Origin of the sequence: Gilliamella sp. B2887, from assembly GCF_026537015.1 — a bacterium.
Lineage (GTDB): Bacteria > Pseudomonadota > Gammaproteobacteria > Enterobacterales > Orbaceae > Gilliamella.
On record NZ_JAFNMX010000004.1, the window covers coordinates 146,081 to 167,399 of the forward strand.

General features: G+C 32.8%; 17 protein-coding genes. 5 read left to right on the forward strand and 12 right to left on the reverse strand.

Going from position 1 to position 21,319, the window contains the following annotated elements:
- Window positions 1-342 precede the first annotated feature (342 nt).
- From rpsF to rplI, 4 genes are read left to right on the forward strand one after another with little or no spacing between them, the layout of a single operon-like run.
- Window positions 343-726 (forward strand): 30S ribosomal protein S6, encoded by a 384-nt coding sequence (rpsF, locus tag J3U13_RS05110; RefSeq protein ID WP_267340580.1) that lies wholly within the window; start codon window positions 343-345, stop codon window positions 724-726.
- Window positions 713-1,018 carry a primosomal replication protein N gene (gene priB / locus J3U13_RS05115; protein WP_416380640.1) on the forward strand — a complete coding sequence of 102 codons (306 nt, stop codon included), beginning with the start codon at window positions 713-715 and terminating at the stop codon, window positions 1,016-1,018. Before rpsF ends, priB begins: the two co-directional genes overlap by 14 nt.
- Before the next feature lie 4 nt (window positions 1,019-1,022).
- Entirely contained in the window at window positions 1,023-1,250 is a 228-nt protein-coding gene (gene rpsR / locus J3U13_RS05120; RefSeq protein ID WP_025314965.1) for a 30S ribosomal protein S18, read from the forward strand.
- A 22-nt stretch (window positions 1,251-1,272) separates the two neighbouring features.
- On the forward strand, window positions 1,273-1,722 hold the full coding sequence (gene rplI / locus J3U13_RS05125) for a 50S ribosomal protein L9 (protein ID WP_039129438.1): 450 nt from the start codon (window positions 1,273-1,275) through the stop codon (window positions 1,720-1,722).
- A 102-nt stretch (window positions 1,723-1,824) separates the two neighbouring features.
- Here rplI and ggt read toward each other — a convergent pair whose 3' ends face one another.
- From ggt to sstT, 11 genes are all read right to left on the reverse strand, one after another.
- Window positions 1,825-3,471, reverse strand: coding sequence for a gamma-glutamyltransferase (gene ggt, locus J3U13_RS05130; RefSeq protein ID WP_267340582.1), 1,647 nt, complete (start codon window positions 3,469-3,471; stop codon window positions 1,825-1,827).
- Window positions 3,472-3,786: 315 nt separating this feature from the next.
- Entirely contained in the window at window positions 3,787-5,130 is a 1,344-nt protein-coding gene (gene celB, locus J3U13_RS05135) for a PTS cellobiose transporter subunit IIC (protein WP_267340583.1), read from the reverse strand.
- Between the two features lie 14 nt (window positions 5,131-5,144).
- Window positions 5,145-5,642: a hypothetical protein gene (locus tag J3U13_RS05140; protein WP_267340585.1), complete on the reverse strand. Its 498-nt coding sequence runs from the start codon at window positions 5,640-5,642 to the stop codon at window positions 5,145-5,147.
- 11 nt (window positions 5,643-5,653) lie between these two features.
- The gene (locus J3U13_RS05145; protein WP_267340587.1) at window positions 5,654-5,995 is read right to left on the reverse strand and encodes a PTS cellobiose transporter subunit IIA; all 342 of its coding nucleotides are present in this window, start codon (window positions 5,993-5,995) and stop codon (window positions 5,654-5,656) included.
- A gap of 2 nt (window positions 5,996-5,997) precedes the next feature.
- Window positions 5,998-8,007 (reverse strand): BglG family transcription antiterminator, encoded by a 2,010-nt coding sequence (locus J3U13_RS05150; protein WP_267340589.1) that lies wholly within the window; start codon window positions 8,005-8,007, stop codon window positions 5,998-6,000.
- Between the two features lie 150 nt (window positions 8,008-8,157).
- Entirely contained in the window at window positions 8,158-8,475 is a 318-nt protein-coding gene (locus tag J3U13_RS05155; protein WP_267340590.1) for a PTS cellobiose transporter subunit IIB, read from the reverse strand.
- 25 nt (window positions 8,476-8,500) lie between these two features.
- The gene (locus J3U13_RS05160) at window positions 8,501-9,937 is read right to left on the reverse strand and encodes a 6-phospho-beta-glucosidase (protein WP_267340592.1); all 1,437 of its coding nucleotides are present in this window, start codon (window positions 9,935-9,937) and stop codon (window positions 8,501-8,503) included.
- A 740-nt stretch (window positions 9,938-10,677) separates the two neighbouring features.
- Complete coding sequence (locus J3U13_RS05165; protein ID WP_086289315.1) at window positions 10,678-10,905, reverse strand: ChaB family protein; 228 nt, start codon at window positions 10,903-10,905, stop codon at window positions 10,678-10,680.
- A 241-nt stretch (window positions 10,906-11,146) separates the two neighbouring features.
- Window positions 11,147-12,142 (reverse strand): MDR family oxidoreductase, encoded by a 996-nt coding sequence (locus J3U13_RS05170; RefSeq protein ID WP_267340593.1) that lies wholly within the window; start codon window positions 12,140-12,142, stop codon window positions 11,147-11,149.
- A gap of 202 nt (window positions 12,143-12,344) precedes the next feature.
- Window positions 12,345-12,983 carry a TetR/AcrR family transcriptional regulator gene (locus J3U13_RS05175; RefSeq protein ID WP_267340594.1) on the reverse strand — a complete coding sequence of 213 codons (639 nt, stop codon included), beginning with the start codon at window positions 12,981-12,983 and terminating at the stop codon, window positions 12,345-12,347.
- Window positions 12,984-13,170: 187 nt separating this feature from the next.
- A complete protein-coding gene (gene sstT / locus J3U13_RS05180) occupies window positions 13,171-14,403 on the reverse strand; it encodes a serine/threonine transporter SstT (RefSeq protein WP_267340595.1) in 1,233 nt (410 codons plus the stop codon).
- A gap of 482 nt (window positions 14,404-14,885) precedes the next feature.
- Here sstT and J3U13_RS05185 point away from each other — a divergent pair, with 482 nt between their 5' ends.
- Complete coding sequence (locus tag J3U13_RS05185) at window positions 14,886-15,734, forward strand: aldo/keto reductase (protein ID WP_267340596.1); 849 nt, start codon at window positions 14,886-14,888, stop codon at window positions 15,732-15,734.
- A gap of 308 nt (window positions 15,735-16,042) precedes the next feature.
- Here the strand turns inward: J3U13_RS05185 and J3U13_RS05190 are convergent, their stop codons facing one another.
- A complete protein-coding gene (locus J3U13_RS05190; protein WP_267340597.1) occupies window positions 16,043-21,079 on the reverse strand; it encodes an autotransporter outer membrane beta-barrel domain-containing protein in 5,037 nt (1,678 codons plus the stop codon).
- Window positions 21,080-21,319: the final 240 nt, after the last annotated feature.

Genomic DNA, 21,319 nt, shown 5'->3' on the forward strand with positions numbered 1-21,319 from the left:
GAACCAGCCTACTAGCCATTTTATTAAATAGCTTATGTTTAATCAAAAGGCAACAAGATTTTTGTCAAGAATGATTTACAAAAACAAATTTAAAATCAAAAAAACGGACTTTTGTAAAAATTATTCAGGAGTCTATACCGATTCATTAGTATTATACCCAGACTTAAATTTCTAAATATAAATTTAAGTCTACGTGAAGACAATCTTAATATATTCATTTGTCAATTAAAATAAGTTGATATATAATGCCCCGTCGATTTCAACCGTTTATTTTCATGTTCCTTGCTTTCAATGGGTTACGGTTGCCCCGACAGAAAGCTGATTAATCCGTAGGGAGCGATAATGCGTCATTACGAAATAGTATTTATGGTTCACCCAGATCAAAGTGAACAAGTACCGGGTATGATTGAACGTTATACTGGTACATTAACCACTGATGGTGGTAAAATTCATCGCTTAGAAGATTGGGGTCGTCGTCAATTAGCCTATCCTATCGAAAAGCTGCACAAAGCACATTATGTGTTAATGAATGTTGAAGCAACTCAAGAAGCTGTTAATGAACTTGAAGATAACTTCCGTTTTAATGATGCAGTAATTCGCAGTTTAATTATGCGTACCAAAAATTCTGTAACTGAAACTTCACCTATGTTAAAAGCTAAAGATGAGCGTCGTAACTCTGAAGAAGATTTTAGCGAAGTAAACATGGACGATGATTCTGACGAATAATCGTTTAGTGTTATCGGGTATTGTAAAAAAAACACCGATGCAAAAAGTGAGTCCAAGTGGGATCTCGCATTGTCAGTTTTATTTAGAACATGTCTCTAAACAAATTGAAGCAGAACTTACCCGACAAGCATGGTGCATAGTACCTGTAATTGTCAGTGGACAACAAGAGTTAAGTTACATAAAAAAAGGCAGCAAAGTTTTAGTGAGTGGTTTTATAAGTACTCACACAAAACGTAATAAAACAAGCCAACTTGTTTTACATGCTGACCAAGTTAAACTATTAGGAGAATAGCCAAATGGCACGTTATTTCCGTCGTCGCAAATTCTGCCGTTTTACAGCAGAAGGCGTTAAAGAAATTGATTATAAAGATGTTTCTTTATTAAAAAGCTATATCACAGAAAGTGGTAAAATTGTACCAAGCCGTATTACTGGTACTAGCGCAAAATATCAACGTCAATTAGCTCGCGCTATTAAACGCGCTCGTTACTTGGCATTATTACCATATACTGACAACCATCAGTAATTAGCAACAGAGGGAACATATAATGCAAATTATTCTACTCGATAAAGTTGCTAATTTAGGCAGCTTAGGCGACCAAGTTAATGTTAAAGCGGGTTACGCACGTAACTTTTTAATTCCACAAGGTAAAGCAGTACCAGCTACTAAAAAGAATATTGAATTCTTTGAAGCGCGTCGTGCTGATTTAGAAGCAAAACTTGCTGAAACATTAAAAGCCGCTGAACAACGTGTAAACGAAATTAACGCACTTGAAAAAGTAACCATTGCTTCTAAAGCTGGTGACGAAGGTCGTTTATTTGGTTCTATCGGTACTCGTGATATCGCTGATGCAGTTAAAGCTCGTGGTGTTCAAGTATCAAAAAGCGAAGTTCGTTTACCAAATGGTGTGTTACGTACAACTGGTGAACACGAGGTGTTCTTCCAAGTACACAGCGAAGCTTTTGCTAAACTTATTATTGAAATTATTCCTGAATAATTATCATTCAATAAAGAAACCCGTCAAATTGGCGGGTTTTTTTTATTATCTGTTACTAGCAATTTATTCGATACAATCAGATAAATTACTATTATAAATGTTTTATTTTACAATTATTGCTTTACCCCGCCCACGGATATCTGATACTGCAATAGGTTCATTATTTCTAATTTTTATAACCTGAATATCCCCACTAAAATCTTGTTGATAAAAACTATATCCCATCTGCTCTAGCTCAGTCTTCAATGGTTCTGGAACACTATTTTGAAAACTTTCGATATAAATAATATTACTTGGTAATAATTGATGATGATAGCGTGGTGCCTGTACAGCTTGTTTAAGAGACATATGATTATCAAAAACATTAGCTACAACTTGAAAGATGGAGGTAAAAATTCTTGAGCCACCAGGCGTACCAATAACCATTACAACATTATTATCTTTTATGAAGATAGTTGGTGACATAGAGGATAAAGGTCGTTTATATGGTTCTATTGCATTTGCATCTTTACCTATAACGCCAAATTGGTTAGCAACGCCTGGTTTACTACTAAAATCATCCAACTCATTATTTAGTATAATACCCGTACCTTGTACAACGACAGCAGAACCAAACCAACCATTAAGTGTATAGGTGTTAGAAGCCGCATTACCCCATTTATCCACAATAGAAAAATGGGTTGTTTGTAATTTTTCACGACTATCCAAACCAGGTTTAACCTGTTCAGTTTTAGAAATGCTTTTTGGATTAACTTGTTTAGCTCTGTTAGCCATATAATGAGTATCAATTAATTGAGAGACGGGTACTGTTACAAAATCAGGATCTCCCATATATTCAGCTCGATCGGCAAAAACACGTTTTTCTATCTCTGCCAATAAGTGAATATACTGTGATGAATTAACTTTAATACTTTTAAAATCATTAGATAACTCTTGTTTCATAGATAATAATTGAATTAAACCTACTCCACCTGAGCTTGGTGGTGGTGCTGTAATGATCTGCATATCGTGCCAATCAGCTACTAAAGGATTGCGCCATTTTGCTTGATAATTAGCTAAATCACTTTCGGTGATTAAACCGTTATTATTTGACATTTGCCGCGCTATTAATTTAGCGGTTTTTCCTTTATAAAATCCATCACTACCCTGAATTGCAATACGTTGTAATACTTTACTTAGTTCAGGTTGTTTAAACATCTGCCCTGCTCGCATAGTACCAAAATAGTGTTTAAAGTGACCATTGGTAGGTGCCGTTTGTTCTATTTCTTGATAACGAGTCACTAATTGCTTATCAACCATAAATCCATCTTGAGCAAATCGAATTGCTGGCGCCATAACTTCTTTCCAAGTTAACCGACCAAAGCGTTGATGAACAGCCCACATACCTGCTACTGTACCTGGAACTCCGGACGCTTTATGAGAATATAAACTCAAATTATCGATGACATTTTTATTATCATCAAGAAACATATCTTTATTTGCTTTGGCAGGGGCCACTTCACGATAATCAAGAAAATATGGCTTACCATCGAACCAAAGTGTCATAAATCCGCCACCACCTATATTACCTGCTTCAGGATAAGTGACCGCTAATGTAAAAGCTGTAGCTACAGCCGCATCGACAGCATTACCATTTTTGGTTAACATCTCTTTGGCAGCGATGGCTCCATAATAATCAGGAGAGGCAACCGCTCCAGATTCAAATTTTGGTTGGATATTTTCAGTTGGAATTACTTGCCAACTTATCATTAAAAACACAACAAAACAGCTATACTTGATCAACCTATGTTTAAAATAAAACATTTTAGATCTCCTAAAATAAATGATTAATTTCTTCCCATAAATAAAAAATAAATAAACTTGAGATTGTGTATTTAATGAAAAGCTATTAATCAACGTACCATATAAAATCAAGGATGTGAGCAAATAATAATCAACAATAAAATCAGGATAATCTAACTTTGGGCTTTATTTACTTTTCAGGTAGAAACTCAGGAAAATAGAAAGAGCGTAATTAATCACATACAATTATCTACACTCTTTTCAATTCATCAGCAATTAAGCTCATTGTTCTTGATTTCCAATTTTGGCTTTTTCTTCTTTATAAAGCTTATTATCATAAATTTTTACAAATGGAAGATAAATTAGTAGAGCCAAGATTGCAGAAAGTATGGCCACAAATATAGCACGATAATCACCACCAGTCCCAATAAATGCACCTAATCCCATTGGAGAAGGCCAAGGTATTAACGCAATGATTGGATTCATAAAGCCATAATTGATAGCAAAATAGCCCAGAGTACCACATGCCATTGGTGCTAATAAAAATGGTAAAGCTAGATATGGGTTATATACAATAGGCATACCAAAAATAATTGGTTCATTAATATTAAATATCGCAGGAACGGCAGATGCACGACCTAAAATCTTTAATTGGCTTGATTTAGCACAAAAAGCAATAAAGAATGTCATAAGAAGTGTCGAACCTGAACCACCTAAAATTACTAAGGAGTTATTAAATTCTCCAGCAAACGGAATTGCTGCCCCGCCAACATTTTCATTCATATTGGTAAGCATTATCGGTGTAATAAATGCACCAATGATACTTGCGCCGTGAATACCAACAACCCAAAGAGCATGGATTAAAAATAGTATCACCATAATACCAAGCCAGCTTTTAGTTAAATTGGTTACGAAGATAAATGGAATACCGATGATATTAAAAATGTCGGTACCAAAATAAATCAAAATACCGTTTAAAATAATAATTGCAAATGCGATGACGAATGTTGGTATAAGTGCAGTAAATGATCGTGATACCCCCAATGGAACGGTTTCAGGCATTTTAACCACCCAATTACGACGTACACACATAAAATAAAGTTGTGTGGCTAAAATTGCCATAACAATTGCAATAAAAATACCTGAAGTTCCTAACCTAACAACAAAAGGGTTTAGACTTAATCCGTTATAGACGGCTTCATTTTGGTCATTATATAAAACTATCGTTCCATTTTGCATAACTAATTCTGGCAATGTCATAATGAAAGCGAAAACAGATAGCATTGCACCATTAAGGGCATTAACTTTTAAGCCTGTTTCTTCTTCCTCAATTTTAGTTAATTCATAACCAACAACAATGTTAAAATAAAGCGCTAATATGCCCATTGTTGCAGTGTTAGCTATCATATAAAGATCTCTTATTTTAAAAACAGAATTTTCAAAAGCGGTTTCTAATCCCATAAATGTCATCGGTAAGGTATTAAATACTAAAAACATCGATCCCACAATGCAAAAAGGAACTGATGCCATTCCCGCCGCCATTACTGCTCGAACAATTTTAAACTGCGATATTTTCGCCATCGGAGTCATTAAATATTTTTGTAACAACACAAATCCGTTATTCATTTTGTTTTCCTCATTTAATTAATGATTTCTTGATAAGCTTGAATTCTCTTAAAATGTTTGTCCTCATTACGCTCAATCTTTTTCAGTTTAAACAGTATAAAAATTGTAAAAACTAAACTTACTGCCAAAATACTTACTAATACTTTTAAAGCCTCTTGGGAATATTTTAAAAATGGAAAGAAAAAGTAAAATAATGGAGTATAAATTGAAACAATGAGCATAATGCCACTTATCAACATCATTCGATAGAAAAGACTAGCATATCGTAAATGGTTTTGATGACTCCGATAAAGTTTAATTTGCTCGACACTGGTTAAGGTAGCAAGAATAATGAGTATGAGTGGTAATAAGATAGCTATTGATAAGCTTCCCATCAAAAAAATTGTCCAGTAAAGATTCAAAAATAGAAAAAATGCTGTGGTATAACGAACTGCTAAAAAGCGATTAAAATAGAGACTAGTCATACTGATTTGTTTATGCATCTTAAATTGGTTTTCTAGTGGAGTATTCATCACTAACCTCTTTATTGATTTGATAACTTGTATATATGTTGGTATAGATAAGACATCTCAATTGCAATTTCACGAAGAGTCATTGTGGTCATTAAATGATCTTGAGCATGAACCATAATAATTTCCATCTCAATTTTAGTCCCATTTGCATAAGACTGAAGTAACTCTGTTTGTGATTTATGGGCTTCTAAAATTTCTTCATTCGCCTCTTCTAAAAGCTGATTTGCCTTATCAAACTTAGAATTTCTCATTGATTCGAAAGAGGAATGGATTTTGGTTTTAGCATTACCACTATGCAAAATAATATTGAAAGCGGTAATTTGAATATCTTCTGAGCTCATATTGTCATTCATTGCTACGCTCCTTTTTTAATTAATTGGATAAAAAGTGATTTAAATTGATTAAAATCTGAAATTTCCAACATCGCTTGTTGCATGGATAAATCATCAATTAAGTTAATAATTGCTTTTGTCATCATAGCTAAGTTGGAATTTTGATAAATTGATGGAGAGATCATAAAAACAAACTTAATATCCTGATAATCTTCATCCCAAAACAAACCATCGGGTATTACGGCAATGGCTATTTTCGTTATTTTACCAACAGGTATAGCTGGATGCGGAACTACAATGGTTGGACTAAAAAGTATTTCGCCTATAGTCATACGTTTTTCCATTTGCTTTTTCATCTCATGCTTGAAGTTTTTTTCTTCATTAACTGATAATGAATCAAGTAAATGATTTAATAGCGTTTGTTTATCTGGCTTTTGTTGACACAAATGAAAATAATCGGCGACAATATCATCAAAAATCTGAGAAATATAATTCAAATGATTTTGTTTTTTGTGATCCGTTGTTCGTAATAAGGCATCTTTTAGTAATAAATTCGGCACTTGTCTATGAGAAAGATATCGACGAATTGCTTGAACGTCTTCTTCACAAAAGAATACCGATACATGAAATACGGGCACTTTAAATACTTTCGATGATAAGTCAACGGAAGAAATAATAAAGTCAATGTCATTTATCATTTCGGGTTCAATCTCATAATAACCACGTGTTGCAACTATTTTTACACGCTCATCAAATTCGCTTTCGACCCGATTTTTTAGTAATTGCGCACTGCCTAATCCTGTTGCACAGATGATCAAAACTTTAACTTTTTGTTCATTTTTTAACTTTTCAAGCGAAGCTAAAAAATGCAATGCCAAATACCCCCATTCATCATCATTAACCTCATATTTATGCAAATTTGGTAATTGGCTTAAATAATGTTTAACTAATACAAAAACGTCAAAATATTGACTCTTAATTTCATCAATTAGTGGGTTTTCCAATTTTATATTCTGCTCTAAACGCACTAACATGGGCTTTAAGTGTTGAATAAGTCCATTCTTCAATTGTTCATCATGCCAAAAAGGGTAAGTAGTCTCTTGTTGAATTTTTAGAAGTAAGTTAGTTAATGAAGAGCAGAGATCATCATCAAGAACATCTTGAATTAAATTGGATTTACTCATCAAATGCAAAGTAAGATACATTTGCTCTTGTTTTGGAAAGTGAAAACCAATTATTGATTCAATACGTGCAATGATTTTATAGGCGACATGATATTCAACTGTTGTATTGGTTGAAACGGGTAAGTTGAGATTTTGAATAGAAAGCCCTGATTGTAAACGCTTAATGCTCAGTGATAGATGCAAAACAATATTTTGAATCATAACATCAGATAATTTGATATGTGCTTCACGACACTCATCTAAAATAATGATGGTGAGTGTATCAAAACTAATGGCTTCACAAGATTGATTGAAATAAGATAAATGGTGTAAAAAATTAATTGAATCTTCATGAAAAAAGTAACTCATTATAAAATGGCGTTTGGCTTTTTCTTCGCCATCGACAAAAATTAAAGATCGATTTTTTTTAAGGGTTAATTCATAAGTCAGTAATTGAGATTTTATTTCAGCAATATCTTTGTTTAATTGTGATGAACTAATAAATAGCTGTTCCGATAAATCCTCAATATCAACTTTTTGGCTCTCAAGTAACAACAAATTGAGGATAAAATGCTTTCGCTCACTGGCTTCACGACATTGGGATTGTTCAATATTTTTTTCAAATAAATGATGTTCAATTAAAAATAAGTTAAACGAAGTTCTATCTAAAATCTTTAACTGAAAGCCATATCCTTGCTTACTAACTATATTCCCCCCATTACATTCAATCAAAGTTTTTAAATCTTTAAGATAAGTACGTACGGTACGATCAGATAACGATAATTCCGTAGCAAGTTCTTGACTACTTTTATATCCATTTTTAGAACGAACTAGTAAACTAATGAGTTCTCGTTGTTTATGTTTTATCATTATCTACTATACCTAAGTTATTAGCTAAATCTATCCAAAAGGAGTAAATTATTAATAAGGCGATTAAAGATTGGAACCATTTTTATGATGCGATCTTTTAATCAAACAATCGCATCATGTTAAAAAAGGTAAAATCGGATCTTTTATGTTTTAATTAATATTGTCCTCAACTAATTTAGCTAATTGCTCTACACCAGATTGAATAGGAATATAAGCTTGAAATGGAATACTGATGACTGGTTTACCTACTTCATCACCTAATGCTTTTAATTTATCAAACATCATCATGGTCTGAGGGCTAATTAAAAACAGTGAAAAATCACTATTTTTTATTTTATTACTACCTTCAGTTGCTGATACCGCATCAAGTTCAATTGGTATGTTCTTGCAGGCGAAATATTCAGTTACCTTTTTAGCCATAAGCGATGATGACATACCGGCTGCACAAATAATTAACGCTTTTCTCATAACTTCTCCTAATGAATTTAAATCGTTATAACGTTTCACCATTTGACTCAATGACTTTTTTATACCAAGCAAATGAATCTTTTCGACTTCGTTTTAAGGTTCCATTACCTTTATTGTCTTTATCAACATAGATAAAACCATAACGTTTTTCCATTTCACCCGTTCCAGCTGACACCAAATCAATACAACCCCAAGGTGTATATCCCATCAAATCAACACCATCTTCTTCAACCGCTAATTTCATTTGTTTAATATGTTCTTTAAGGTATTCAATACGATAACTATCATGAACACTCCCATCAGCTTCAACTTTGTCATACGCACCAAAACCATTTTCCACAATGAAAAGAGGTAAATGATACATATCAGTTAACCAATTTAAAGTGTAGCGCAAGCCTTCCGGATCAATCTGCCAACCCCAATCAGATTTTTTGACATATTGATTCCCAACTAAATCGGTTTTTTCGTTATAATCATAATAGTCATTACCTATATTGTGTCTAATCACATTCGACATGTAATAACTAAATCCAATATAATCAACCGCTCCTTTCCTTAACACTTCCAAATCTTGTTGAGTAATATCAAGTTTGATATGTTTACGTTGCCAATATTTTTTAATGTAATTTGGGTATTTGCCATACACATGGACATCAGTAAAGTAATATTTACGTTCCATGACTTTCTGAGCCATTAAAATATCGCATGGTTTGCACGTTTCAGGATAAATTGGTACTAACGCAATCATACAACCAATTTTAAAATCGGGGTTAATCGCATGACCTATTTGCACCGCTTTTGCACTAGCAACCAACTCATAGTGGGCCGCTTGATACATAATTTGTTCGCGATCATCACCAGCTTGATAGTAAATACCAGAATTAGTGAACGGCGCAAAATCTTCATTAAAATTAGCTTGGTTATTGATCTCATTAAAGGTCATCCAATATTTCACTTTATTTTTATAACGATCGAAACAAACCTCAGCAAATCGAACAAAGAAATCAATTAATTTACGATTCCGAAAGCCACCATATTCGGTAACTAAATGATAAGGTAACTCAAAATGTGAAAGGGTTATGACTGGCTCAATATTATATTTTAAACATTCATCAAAAAGATCATCATAAAACTTCAAGCCTTCTTCATTTGGAGCAGGCTCATCCCCTTTTGGAAAAATACGAGTCCAAGCAATCGAGGTTCGAAAACATTTAAAACCCATTTCAGCGAAGAGTTTAATATCATCTTTATAATGATGATAAAAGTCGATAGCTTCATGATTAGGATAATACTCACCTGGAATAATACCTTCAGTGATTTTTCGATAACTTTTAGGCGACCCAACTGTCATCACATCAGCAACACTAGGTCCCTTACCACCAGCCTGCCAAGCACCTTCTAATTGATGAGCGGCAACAGCGCCTCCCCATAAAAATTCTTTTGGTAAACCTTTGCTATTCATAATCAAGTACCTATTATTTATTGAGAATTCAAATTTAGTATAAAAGGAAAAAAATCAAATTACGAACCAATATTTTCCGTATTGATAAGGAAAAATAAAAAAAGAAAACATAATAAGGAATATTTATTTAACCTTAAAATAAAGAGATAGCGTCGAGATGTAAATCATAAATATTTCACATAGTTAAATATTTTTATGTTCAAATTTGGTAGGTAAATTTTTAGAAATAACCAGCATATGTGTCAAATACAATTAAACCAATAATAAATTAATCATTAGTTTGACGACCATAATTTTTGAAAGGCTTATTCATCCCAATAACATGCTGATTTCATTAGCTATCCTCTTTTTTTACTTAAATTTTTCATCTCTAATAAATCACTTCATAATAGAATGATAGACTTGAATAAATTTAAAATAATTTTATTTAGTAGATAACATACATATATAGAACTTGAAAAAGCAAAAAAGCTCAAAGTTTTTATTAATTTTTTAAAATAGTGATATTAAAGGATGAATGGATTGATAATGACGTTATAAATAATCGATATGTTGCGGTAAGTATTTTTCTACTTCACTAAAGGGTTTGAGGTAGGTAATAAAAGAAATAAATATTTTAATTACTTAACTTAAATATAAATAAGCCAACCTCCAGGTTGGCTTAAATCTTATACTTTTTTGTTATTCATCAATTCGATAGCATTATTATATGTTAAAAAGTATTTTTATCATTAAAGTAACTATTTCGCGACCCATTTGCCGTTTTCATCTTTATGATATAGCTTTTCAACCGCCGACCAAGCAACACGAAAAGCAATTTGCTCAGGCGAACTATTGTCTCGTCTTTTTTTAGGATCTTGATACTCTTTTATGGCACTATTAAATGCTTCTTTAAAAATATCCTGAGCATGGGCAGGTAAAACATGCCGAACAGATTCTGGTAGATCATCTCGGGTTTGATAAGGCATATCACATTCCCCCTTTTAAATAACTCATAAAATATTGACGATTTTAAAGGATCTTTGCGAACTTCATGTTCAAAATAGCTTATGTAAATTAAATTTAGTCTGATTTAACAAAAAATACAAGGTTTATTACTTAATTAATCTTTTTTAGGTTTATATTAAAATCGGCTATTTATTTAACTTGAATGAGCGGTAACTTTTCTATACCGCTGAATTATCGAAAATTTATGATGATATTTTTACGTTATCGATTAACATCAACCACAAAACGACCTTTAATTTGTCCAGCTATCAGTTTATTAGCTACGCTAGAACATTCATTTAACGTAATTGTTTTACCGATAAGAGAAAACAGTTTTTCGTCAAAGTTTTGTACTATTGATTGCCAAGCGGCAATTCGTGCATCATAATTTACCATCACACTATCAACACCAGCTAATGTTACTCCTCGTAAAATAAACGGTGCAACCGTTGCGGGGAAATCAATACCTTGTGCAAGACCACAACAGGTGACAATACCTCCGTATCGAGTCTGTGCACAAATGTTAGCTAACGTATAGGAACCAACGACATCGATTGCTGCTGACCATAACTCTTTTTGTAGTGGTCTATTTGGCTCTTTCAAAGATTGGCTATCAAGAATTTCGGCTGCGCCCAGTTTACGCAGATAATCTTCATCCATCACTTTACTTGTAGAAGCAGTAACCCGATAACCTAATTTACTTAATAACGCGATTGCAACTGAACCCACACCACCTGTCGCTCCTGTTACTAAAACTTTACCATCTTCTGGCTTAACACCAAAATCAACTACACGCCCAACACATAAAGCAGCCGTATATCCTGCAGTACCAATAGTCATTGATTGATGAGGAGTAAGATTGCTTGGTAACGGGATTAACCAATCTGATTTCAAATGGGCATATTGAGCAAGACAACCCCAGTGTGTTTCACCGCATCCCCAACCATTTAGAATAACCAAATCACCGGATTGGTAACGATCGCTTTGACATTCAATTACCGTCCCTACACCATCAATACCCGGTACCATTGGCCATTGCCTAACAATAGGACTTTTATTAGTCAATGCTAATGCATCTTTATAATTAATATTTGAATAGTGTATTTTTACTAAGGTATCGCCTTGTTGTTGCATTAATTGTTGTTTAGTTAAGATTTTTAAAGATTGGGAAAACCCAGTAACTTCATTGTTTTCTAGAATAATAGCATTGAATGACATACAGATTCCTTATTGTGTAATGAATGATAAACCAATGAATGAATAATTAACCGAAGAAATTTAGCACGTCAGTTAGGTAATTTAATCGCCATTAATAGACGAACGGTCTAAAAATTATAGACCAACTGTCTAGTAAAAAGCAATAAATTGCACTATTACGAGGTGTAAATAAACAATTTACAATAAATTATAATGTTACATTCTATTTGGTAATCATACTCAGGAAAGTAGTAATAAATGTATCCAACGGTTCTGATTTTTTTAGCAATTTGCTTCGCGTTACTGCACCTTCCCAACCTAACCAAAAAAATTCTGCTAATAATCTACAATCAATTCTTGAGCTAATTTCTCCTGAATTTTTTGCTAATTCTAGACATTTCTCTATTTTAATTTGCCAACTTTGCAATACCTGTTCAAGCAATAATGCATAACCTTGAGGTAAAAGCGATTCTTCTTGAATTAATTCACCAATTAAACAGCCTCGATGATAATCATACTTTGCCATACCTTGCTTTGCATCTTCGTAAAAAGCTTTAATTCGATCAATTGCTGATTCAATTGATGAATTGGTTAAATGCTTATCTAATTTGTGAGCAAAAAAACTGTCATAGCTAGCGATGATAGTTCTTCCAAAGTCTTCCTTACTTTTGAAGTAATAATAAAAGGAGCCTTTGGGAACACCTACTTGGTTTAAGATACTTTCAATATTTGATGAAATATACCCATAGGTAGTCATTAATTCAATTCCACTACGAATCAATGCAGATCTAGTCTCATTACCTTTTTTTGTATTACCTTTTCTCGTAGTCGTCGAGGCAGAAGTATTTTGATTAAATGGCATAAGGTTCCAACATTTTGCGTGAATATAAATGATTGAGCTTTAAATTATGATAAATAGTCATATCAATAAATGCAATAATTTGCCTATAAACTAAACTTGTTGTATTGTAAAAAAACCTAACAAATTATAATTTTGTCAGGCAATTAATATAAGCGAAACCCAATTGATAACTCTATATTTCTACAAACTATTTTGTTTTATTACGCTTTACTTTTTCTGATACTGCACCAATAAATACAACATCGCTTGATGAATTAAGCGCAGTTTCAACAGAATCTTGAATTACACCAATAGCTATACCAATACCAATGACTTTAGCTGAAATTTCGTTAGGTATACCAAACATACTGCAAGCTACAGGAATGAGCAGTAAAGACCCCCCCGCGATTCCTGATGCACCACACGCGCATATGCTCGTCACAATACAAAGTAATACCGCAGAAAGAATATCAACTTCTATATGCAAAGAATTTACGGTAGCTAAAGTTAAAATAGTGATAGTAATTGCTGCACCTGACATATTAATTGCTGCACCCAATGGTACGGCCACGGAATAAGTATCTTCATCCATTTTTAATTTTTTACAAATTTCGATATTAACAGGAATATTTGCCGCTGAACTGCGAGTAAAGAAAGCTGGAATAGCACTATCTTTTAATGAAGTTAAAACCAGTGGATAAGGATTTTTACGCATAACAATATAAGCTAATAAAGGATTCATAATTAATGCCACAACTAACATACAAGACACTAATACGATTAATAGATGGGCATATTTTAGTAATTCCCCAAAACCTGTTTCTGCAAGTGTTGAAGAAACCAAACCAAAAACCCCCAATGGAGCAAAGCGAATAATAATTCTCACAATGAATGAAATGGCTAAAGAAAGATCATTCATCATCGTCTTGGTTGTTTCACTTGAGTGCCTTAACGCAATCCCAATACCAACTCCCCAAATAATTAGTCCAATATAATTAGCATTAACAAGCGCATTAACTGGATTGTCTATCATTTTGTTAAACAAAGTTTTTAAAACTTCAACAATACTTCCTGGAGGAGTTAATTTAATTTGGTCAGCAGCATCACCTAAGGAAATATCAGAAGGAAAAATAAAACTAGCAACGGTTGCTAATAAAGCGGCCAACATCATACCAGAAAAATAAAGAGTAAGAAGTTCGCCCATATTAGCGCGTTTACCATGTTGGTGGTTGGATATTGATGCAATAACTAAAATAAGTACTAAAATTGGAGCGACTGATTTTAAAGCATTAATAAAAAGTGATCCAATAAAGGACATATCTAACGCAAGATCTTTCGAAAGAGCAGCTAAAGTGATACCTAAAATTAACCCTAATACAATTTGTGGTATCAGCCCTACTTTAAAATAAAAACGAATCAATCTATTGGTTGAATGAGACATAGTATTTCCCTATATAAGAATATAACGTCAAAACATTACCATAATTAAATAGTAAAACTATAAAAAAATTATCATGATAACTATTTTTAATATGATATTGTTTTATTATTAAGATTTGTTATTTCTTTTTTATTGATAAGGATAGTAAAAATCAGTGATCGGGTGTCATAATTTTATGAAGATTTAGAGAAAATAATATTAGCAAACCATCAGAAAAAATTGGATATTAACATGTGAAGTTTTTAATAATGCCATGTTAAAATATTCTAAGTATATTTAATTTAAATGAATTTAAAAAAATTTTCTAATAATTAATCTGAAACTCAAACTTTAGACAATGTTTGTAAACTTCATAATATGAGGAACATTATTTTACTGATTCAGACTTTTTCACTTTACTAAATAATATTTATGATAAATAATCAAAAATTACAATAACATTTGGTGTTCTCAGTTTATTTTTTATAGCAGAGGTGATCATAATGACAAACATAAAATTAAATAATGGTATCGAAATGCCAACTTTAGGATTTGGTGTTTATCAAATTAATGAAAAATATTGTAAACAAGCAGTATTAGATGCAATTGAAGTTGGTTATCGCCTTATAGACACTGCTACAGCTTATCAAAATGAACGCCAAGTTGGAAATGCAATTAAAGTAAGCGGGATTAACCGTAAAGAACTATTTATTACCACCAAACTTTGGTTAAACCGAGCTAGTTATGAAGGGGCTAAAATCCAATTTGAACAATCATTAAATTTATTACAAGTTGATTATATTGATTTATACTTAATTCACCAACCTTTTGGTGATATTTATGGTGCTTGGCATGCAATGGAAGAGTTATATGAGCAAGGAAAAATAAAAGCCATTGGCGTCAGTAATTTTCACCCAGATCGCTTAGCTGACTTAATGGCTTTTAATAAAATTAAGCCTGCCGTAAATCAAATAGAAGTTAATCCATTCAACCAACAGTTACAAGCAGTACCTTGGATGCTAAGTAAAACTATTCAACCCGAAGCATGGGCACCCTTTGCTGAAGGAAAAAATGATATTTTTAATCATTCTGTGTTAACCACAATTGGTAATAAATATAATAAGTCGGTAGGTCAAGTTATTTTACGATGGTTAATACAACGTCAAATAGTTTGTTTAGCAAAATCCGTTCGAAAAGAACGTATGGCTGAAAATTTTAGTATATTTGATTTTGAACTTTCTAATCAAGACATGATCGATATTACTGCTATTGATACTGCAACCAGTGCTTTTTTCTCACATCGTGATCCGGCAATTGTAGAGTGGCTGACTAAACGCCGACCTAATATTTAAATTTGCCCTCTTTTTATAAACTTAATATTAATAGATATAACTAAACCCCCTTTAAAAAAGGAGGCTTTTAAATTCATAAAGTGTTGCGTATGTAAACGGTTTTGATTACGATATTTTAAGTAATTCTTATGTGTGATATGGATAGCAATAATAACATGATCATGTATCGTTATTTTCAATCACGTTATTTTAATTAAATTTTGGGTAGTATTTTGAATGGCATTATTGAACATAATTGTGATAGTCAAATAAACCGGTATTCGCAATGTCATACCGGTTTTCAAATATTAATAAAACTTATTTAACTATTACCAATTCGCCCTAATACCAACAGATGCACTAATCGGTGCTTTGACTCTTGCAGCTCCACCATTTGTCCATGTATGGCCGATTTCTGTATAAGCGCTGAATTGATTATTCATTTCATAACTGCCACCGATTGCCATTTCAGAACTTAAATATTTAGCACCATTGCTAAATTCCGTAGCAGCATTTTTATTAGCAAATGTCACATGATCAGCACCACTTGGTGAGTAGAATAAGTTAACACGAGCATAAGGTCGTAATAATGCATCGTTCATTTTGAAATTCCCTTCAAAACGAGTACCAATTCTAAACAACCAAGCATTATTATCACGATGCTTTACTTTAGTATTGCCACTAATATGACTATCATGCATATCAAGCCATTGATGAATGATTTGAGCTTGCGGTTCAAACTTCCAGCCATTATCCGATAAGATAAATGGTTTACCTGTTTCGATTGATGCACTTAAGCCATAACTTTTTTGTTTGCTATTTTTATTACTATCAGGTTTGACATCTACACGATGACGAGCTCCTTGTAAAACAAGGTCAAGATAAGTACCATCGTCTTGCATATAGGTACTATAAACTCCTAAAAAGTAGGAATTTATGCCATTTTTACCTACTTGCCCATTTCGACCACTGGCAAATCCATTAACGGTTAAATTACCGTACAAATAACCAAAATAAGCACCTAATCGCCAGTTATCCTCTTGCCAAAGATCACTTCCTAATTGAAAACCAGTATAGTTTCCTTTGCTTCGAGGATTGGTAATACCATTTTGTTTCAAATCAATACGTTTGGTGATGATTCTTCCCCAACTTATTGGCGAATCTAATAATGGCATATTACCAATACGTTGATGTAAATTACTTTGCATAATATTTTCCGCTAATCGGAGTTGTTTTGCAATTGCGCCAAACATAGGAACTTCTTTACGATAAGTTTTTACTCCAGTTGGTGTAACAGGTTTTTCTGGCTCAGGATCAATAGCAGGATCGGTTGGCTCCAATGGATCGATTGGATGTGTTGGGTTCGTTGGGTTCGTTGGGTTCGTTGGGTTCGTTGGGTTCGTTGGATTCGTTGGGTTCGTTGGGTCTGTTGGGTCTGTTGGGTCTGTTGGGTCTTTAGGTAAATAGGAACGTAAATACCAGTTATTATTTTGGTTTTTAAGATCGCCTTTATGCAAATAATACTCATATGCACCAACATCTAAATGATCTTCTTGCATTTTAAATGCGTCATTACTACTTAATCCATTAACGTGGACTAATTCAATGCCATCAGTATAACTGGTATCAGCACCCAATCCGTTAATATTATTGATTTGTATGACTGTGTTCCCTGATACATTACCATTTACTAATAATCGATCTGTTGGACTATTACTATTTTGAACAACGGTATCAAGTACCAATTTTCCCTTGTTTCCAATATAATCACCAGCAATAATTAATCTGTCGCCTGCAAATGCATTACCAAGTGTAATAGTTCCTCCATTATAAACACTTCCACTAATTTGCGATTGATGCACACTCGATTGAAGATCAACAATTGAGCCTGAATCAAGAGTTAATTTATCAGTGTTTAAATCACCTGTTAATGTTAAACTACCAATCTGACTCAGATTAATATTTTCCCATCCAACAATTGATACATTACCAATCGACCCGCTAGATGTTGATGAGCCGATAAGATGAACATTAAGATTAAGAGTATCATTGTCAGACGATCCATCTACACGTGTCAATTTATTACCGCTATCTATCACGGTTAGTTCTGATATATTTGCTCCTTCATTAATAAATAATGTATCGTTCCCATTCCCAAGTCTAATTTGACCACTGATTTTAGAACCGTCATTAAGAGAAATAATTGAATCTGTAATTTCATTTTTTATTGCGAGATCACTAGCTGATGAGACATCTGCACCCTTATTTAAATTTATATAGGTTTTTAAACCTTCTTTACCTGCGGTATAAATACCAGTTCCTGATTCATCATTTTGTCCGATTACCTTACCAAATATGTTAATCTGAGTGCTTCCGGTACCGTTATTGGTTACTTTAATACCATTATCATAACCATTAATGATGCCATTTGTTTGGTTTACTAGTAAATCTGAGGTTGAATCATCATTAGAGACTAAGATTGCTGAGCCGTTATAAGCAGTAATCTTACCTTCACTCAAAATACGGGTAAAACCATCTCCTTGATTAGTGAAATTAATGCCATTTTTAGCACCTTGGATTTCACTATCAGATTCTTGTCTAAATGTTAGATTATTAGCATCAGTATCATTAAAAGCAATTATGGCATCTAAAGTTTGGCTAACTATTTTACCTGCTACTTTAAGCCCCGTTGAACCTTGTCCATGATTAGCAAGATTAACACTATTAAGGTTACCAATTATTTCACTGTCTTTTGTTTGTCCAAACAATAAGTTATTCGTTGATGATTGGCTTATGGCTATAATAGCATCATCATGGTTGCCAATAACTTTTCCAGCTATACTAATTATGGTGGATCTTTGACCATTGTTAACTAGATTAATGCCATGATTGTTACCCTTAATTTCACCACCGGATTGAATTATATTGAGATCCTTAGCGTTAGTATTATTCGTTGCAACTATTCCATCCCCTTCATCACCCATTATCTTACCTAAAGTAGTAATAGATGTTAAACCTTGCCCATTATTTTCAATAGTCATACCATTATGTTTACCGTTGATTTCACCCTCTAATTGGCTAATTTTAAAATCTGTACTACTGACGTTATTAAACGCATAAATAGCATCATTAAGTTTGCCAATAACATTTCCTGATGTATTAATAGATGTGGCACCTTTACCATTATTAATCATATTAATACCATATTGTAAACCTTGAATATTACCACTTAACTGAGAAACAGCTAGATCTCGGGTATTTTGTTCATTAACAGCAGTTATACCATTGTTTTTTGTTCCAATAACTTCATCTGAAGTTGTTATTGCTGTAGAACCCTTTCCTTCATTGCTAATATTAATTCCATTCAAATTACCTTTTATACTACCAGCGGTTTGCATTAAATTAACATCCAGACTATGAGTTTCGTTATTAACAAGTATTCCTTCATTTTCGTTACCTATAACATGTCCAGCAGTGTTGATGAAAGTTGAACCATTTCCTAGATTATTAAAGTAAATACCATTTTTTTTACCAACAATATAACCAGATGATTGTTTAGCTGTTAAATTTTTAGTGTTAATTTGAGTGATGGCATAGATTCCATTTTCTTGTTCGCCAATCACTTGTCCGGAAGTGGCGATAGTTGTTGCACCTGCGCCTTTATGTTCTACATTAATACCATCAAGCTTGCCATGAATATTACCTGCTGGTTGACGAATATTAAGGTCTTTAGTATTAGTTTCATTAACAGCTCTAATCCCATAATTATTTTCGCCTGTAATATCGCCAGATGTGCTAACAATCGTTGAACCATTACCTTTGTTGTTAATATTTATACCATTTGATAGGCCATTAATATTGCCAGCAGATTGATTAATTGTCAGTTCATGAGTATTCACTTCATTAACAGCATATATCCCATCATTTTGATGACCTGTCACTTCACCATTAGTCGTAATTAAGGTTGAACCGTTTCCCTGGTTAGTCATATTAATACCGTTGAGCTCGCCTTTTATACTACCTGTAGATTGACTGACGTTTAAATCGCTCGTATTTATACCACCAATACCAAATATACCATCTTTTTGTTGTCCTTCGACATTACCATAACTATTAATAGATGTTAATCCATTACCATTATTTACAATATTGATGCCATATTGTTTACCCGTAATACTGCCTTTTAATTGGTTGAAAGTTAATTTTTTAGTATTGGCATAATTGTTAATACTCACACCATTTTGCTCACTAGCAGTAACCGTTCCTGAAGTGGTTACAATAGTTACTCCATTACCACTATTGTTGGCATTGATTCCGTTTAACTCTCCATTAATTGAACCATTAGTTTGGGTGACCGATAAATCTTTCGTATTACTGTTATTATTAACAAATATCCCATCATTATTTTCCCCAATAACCTTGGCTGAAGTAGTAATAGCAGTCGACCCATTACCCAAGTTATTAGCTTTGATCCCATTTAAATAACCACTAATAGAACCACTATTTTGTTCAATAGTTATATTATCTGCATTTTGTTCATTGAGAGCATTTATCCCTTCATTTTCATCGCCAATAACTTTCCCTACTGTTGAGATATTTGTATCTTCTTTACCTCTATTGATGATATTGATACCATTTTTTTTACCATGTATGCTTCCTGCTGATTGGGTAACTTTAATACTTTTAGAATCATCGTTATTTACTACAACAATACCATCATTTTCTTCTCCAACAACAGAATCAGAAGTTGTTATTGTTGTTATTCCTCTCCCATTATTAGCAACATTAACTCCATTTAATTTACCATGAATATCGGCTCCAACAATCTCTATAATATTTAAGTCTTGAGCATTAATTGAGTTTGAAGCATGAATACCATCATTTTGTTTACCTGTTACATCACCTCCAATTGAAATATTGGTCGAACCGGTACCATTATGATTAATATTAATACCATTTTTTTCTCCGATAATATCACCAGCAGGTTGATTTATAATTAAGTTATCAACATTAGCATCACTTGTATAAGAATAACCGTCGTCATTAGATTCAACATGGTGTGGAATCGATATCTCAACAGAGTTCTTACGCTGTGTAGCACTCAACAAATGATTTAGATAATCACTACGTTGTGAACTTAATAAAGTTTGATTTGAATAGTGTTGAGTAATTTTTGGGATGCAACGATTATTGTTAAGAGAAGAGTCTGTACATTGCGCATTACTAATGGGTATCATTGCCATAGTTAAACTGGCTACAGATAATAAATTAACTAAAAATAATCGACCTTTTGATTGCGCCTTTTCTGATGTAACAATGAAAGCTTTACGTCTAGCATTCCAAACTAATTTGTATACTTTATTCATTATTTCCTCCCATTCAAATAGACAATTAATTTATGCTGGATTTAACCAGTTTTTATTTGCAAACTTGTACTGAATGAAAATTACTAATTCAGATAAATCACTTTATTAATTAATAAATCAATTAGTGTATTAACGAACAACCATTTATAGATACATGACTTGGAAAAGATTTATGACTTCTTTAATTTTTGACAAAATTCAAGCTTAAAAAGACGTAAAAAATTAGTTGATTTGTTTCAT

Bases quoted from the DNA above. Each gene is read 5' to 3' on its own strand.
- J3U13_RS05165 (WP_086289315.1), bottom strand. From the start codon at position 10,905: ATGCCTTATCAAACCCGAGATGATCTACCAGAATCTGTTCGGCATGTT.
- J3U13_RS05175 (WP_267340594.1), bottom strand. From the start codon at position 12,983: ATGCCATTTAATCAAAATACTTCTGCCTCGACGACTACGAGAAAAGGT.
- rpsF (WP_267340580.1), top strand. From the start codon at position 343: ATGCGTCATTACGAAATAGTATTTATGGTTCACCCAGATCAAAGTGAA.
- rplI (WP_039129438.1), top strand. From the start codon at position 1,273: ATGCAAATTATTCTACTCGATAAAGTTGCTAATTTAGGCAGCTTAGGC.
- J3U13_RS05150 (WP_267340589.1), bottom strand. From the start codon at position 8,007: ATGATAAAACATAAACAACGAGAACTCATTAGTTTACTAGTTCGTTCT.
- J3U13_RS05145 (WP_267340587.1), bottom strand. From the start codon at position 5,995: ATGAATGACAATATGAGCTCAGAAGATATTCAAATTACCGCTTTCAAT.
- ggt (WP_267340582.1), bottom strand. From the start codon at position 3,471: ATGATAAGTTGGCAAGTAATTCCAACTGAAAATATCCAACCAAAATTT.
- J3U13_RS05155 (WP_267340590.1), bottom strand. From the start codon at position 8,475: ATGAGAAAAGCGTTAATTATTTGTGCAGCCGGTATGTCATCATCGCTT.
- J3U13_RS05170 (WP_267340593.1), bottom strand. From the start codon at position 12,142: ATGTCATTCAATGCTATTATTCTAGAAAACAATGAAGTTACTGGGTTT.
- celB (WP_267340583.1), bottom strand. From the start codon at position 5,130: ATGAATAACGGATTTGTGTTGTTACAAAAATATTTAATGACTCCGATG.
- J3U13_RS05160 (WP_267340592.1), bottom strand. From the start codon at position 9,937: ATGAATAGCAAAGGTTTACCAAAAGAATTTTTATGGGGAGGCGCTGTT.
- J3U13_RS05190 (WP_267340597.1), bottom strand. From the start codon at position 21,079: ATGAATAAAGTATACAAATTAGTTTGGAATGCTAGACGTAAAGCTTTC.
- J3U13_RS05185 (WP_267340596.1), top strand. From the start codon at position 14,886: ATGACAAACATAAAATTAAATAATGGTATCGAAATGCCAACTTTAGGA.
- rpsR (WP_025314965.1), top strand. From the start codon at position 1,023: ATGGCACGTTATTTCCGTCGTCGCAAATTCTGCCGTTTTACAGCAGAA.
- sstT (WP_267340595.1), bottom strand. From the start codon at position 14,403: ATGTCTCATTCAACCAATAGATTGATTCGTTTTTATTTTAAAGTAGGG.
- J3U13_RS05140 (WP_267340585.1), bottom strand. From the start codon at position 5,642: ATGAATACTCCACTAGAAAACCAATTTAAGATGCATAAACAAATCAGT.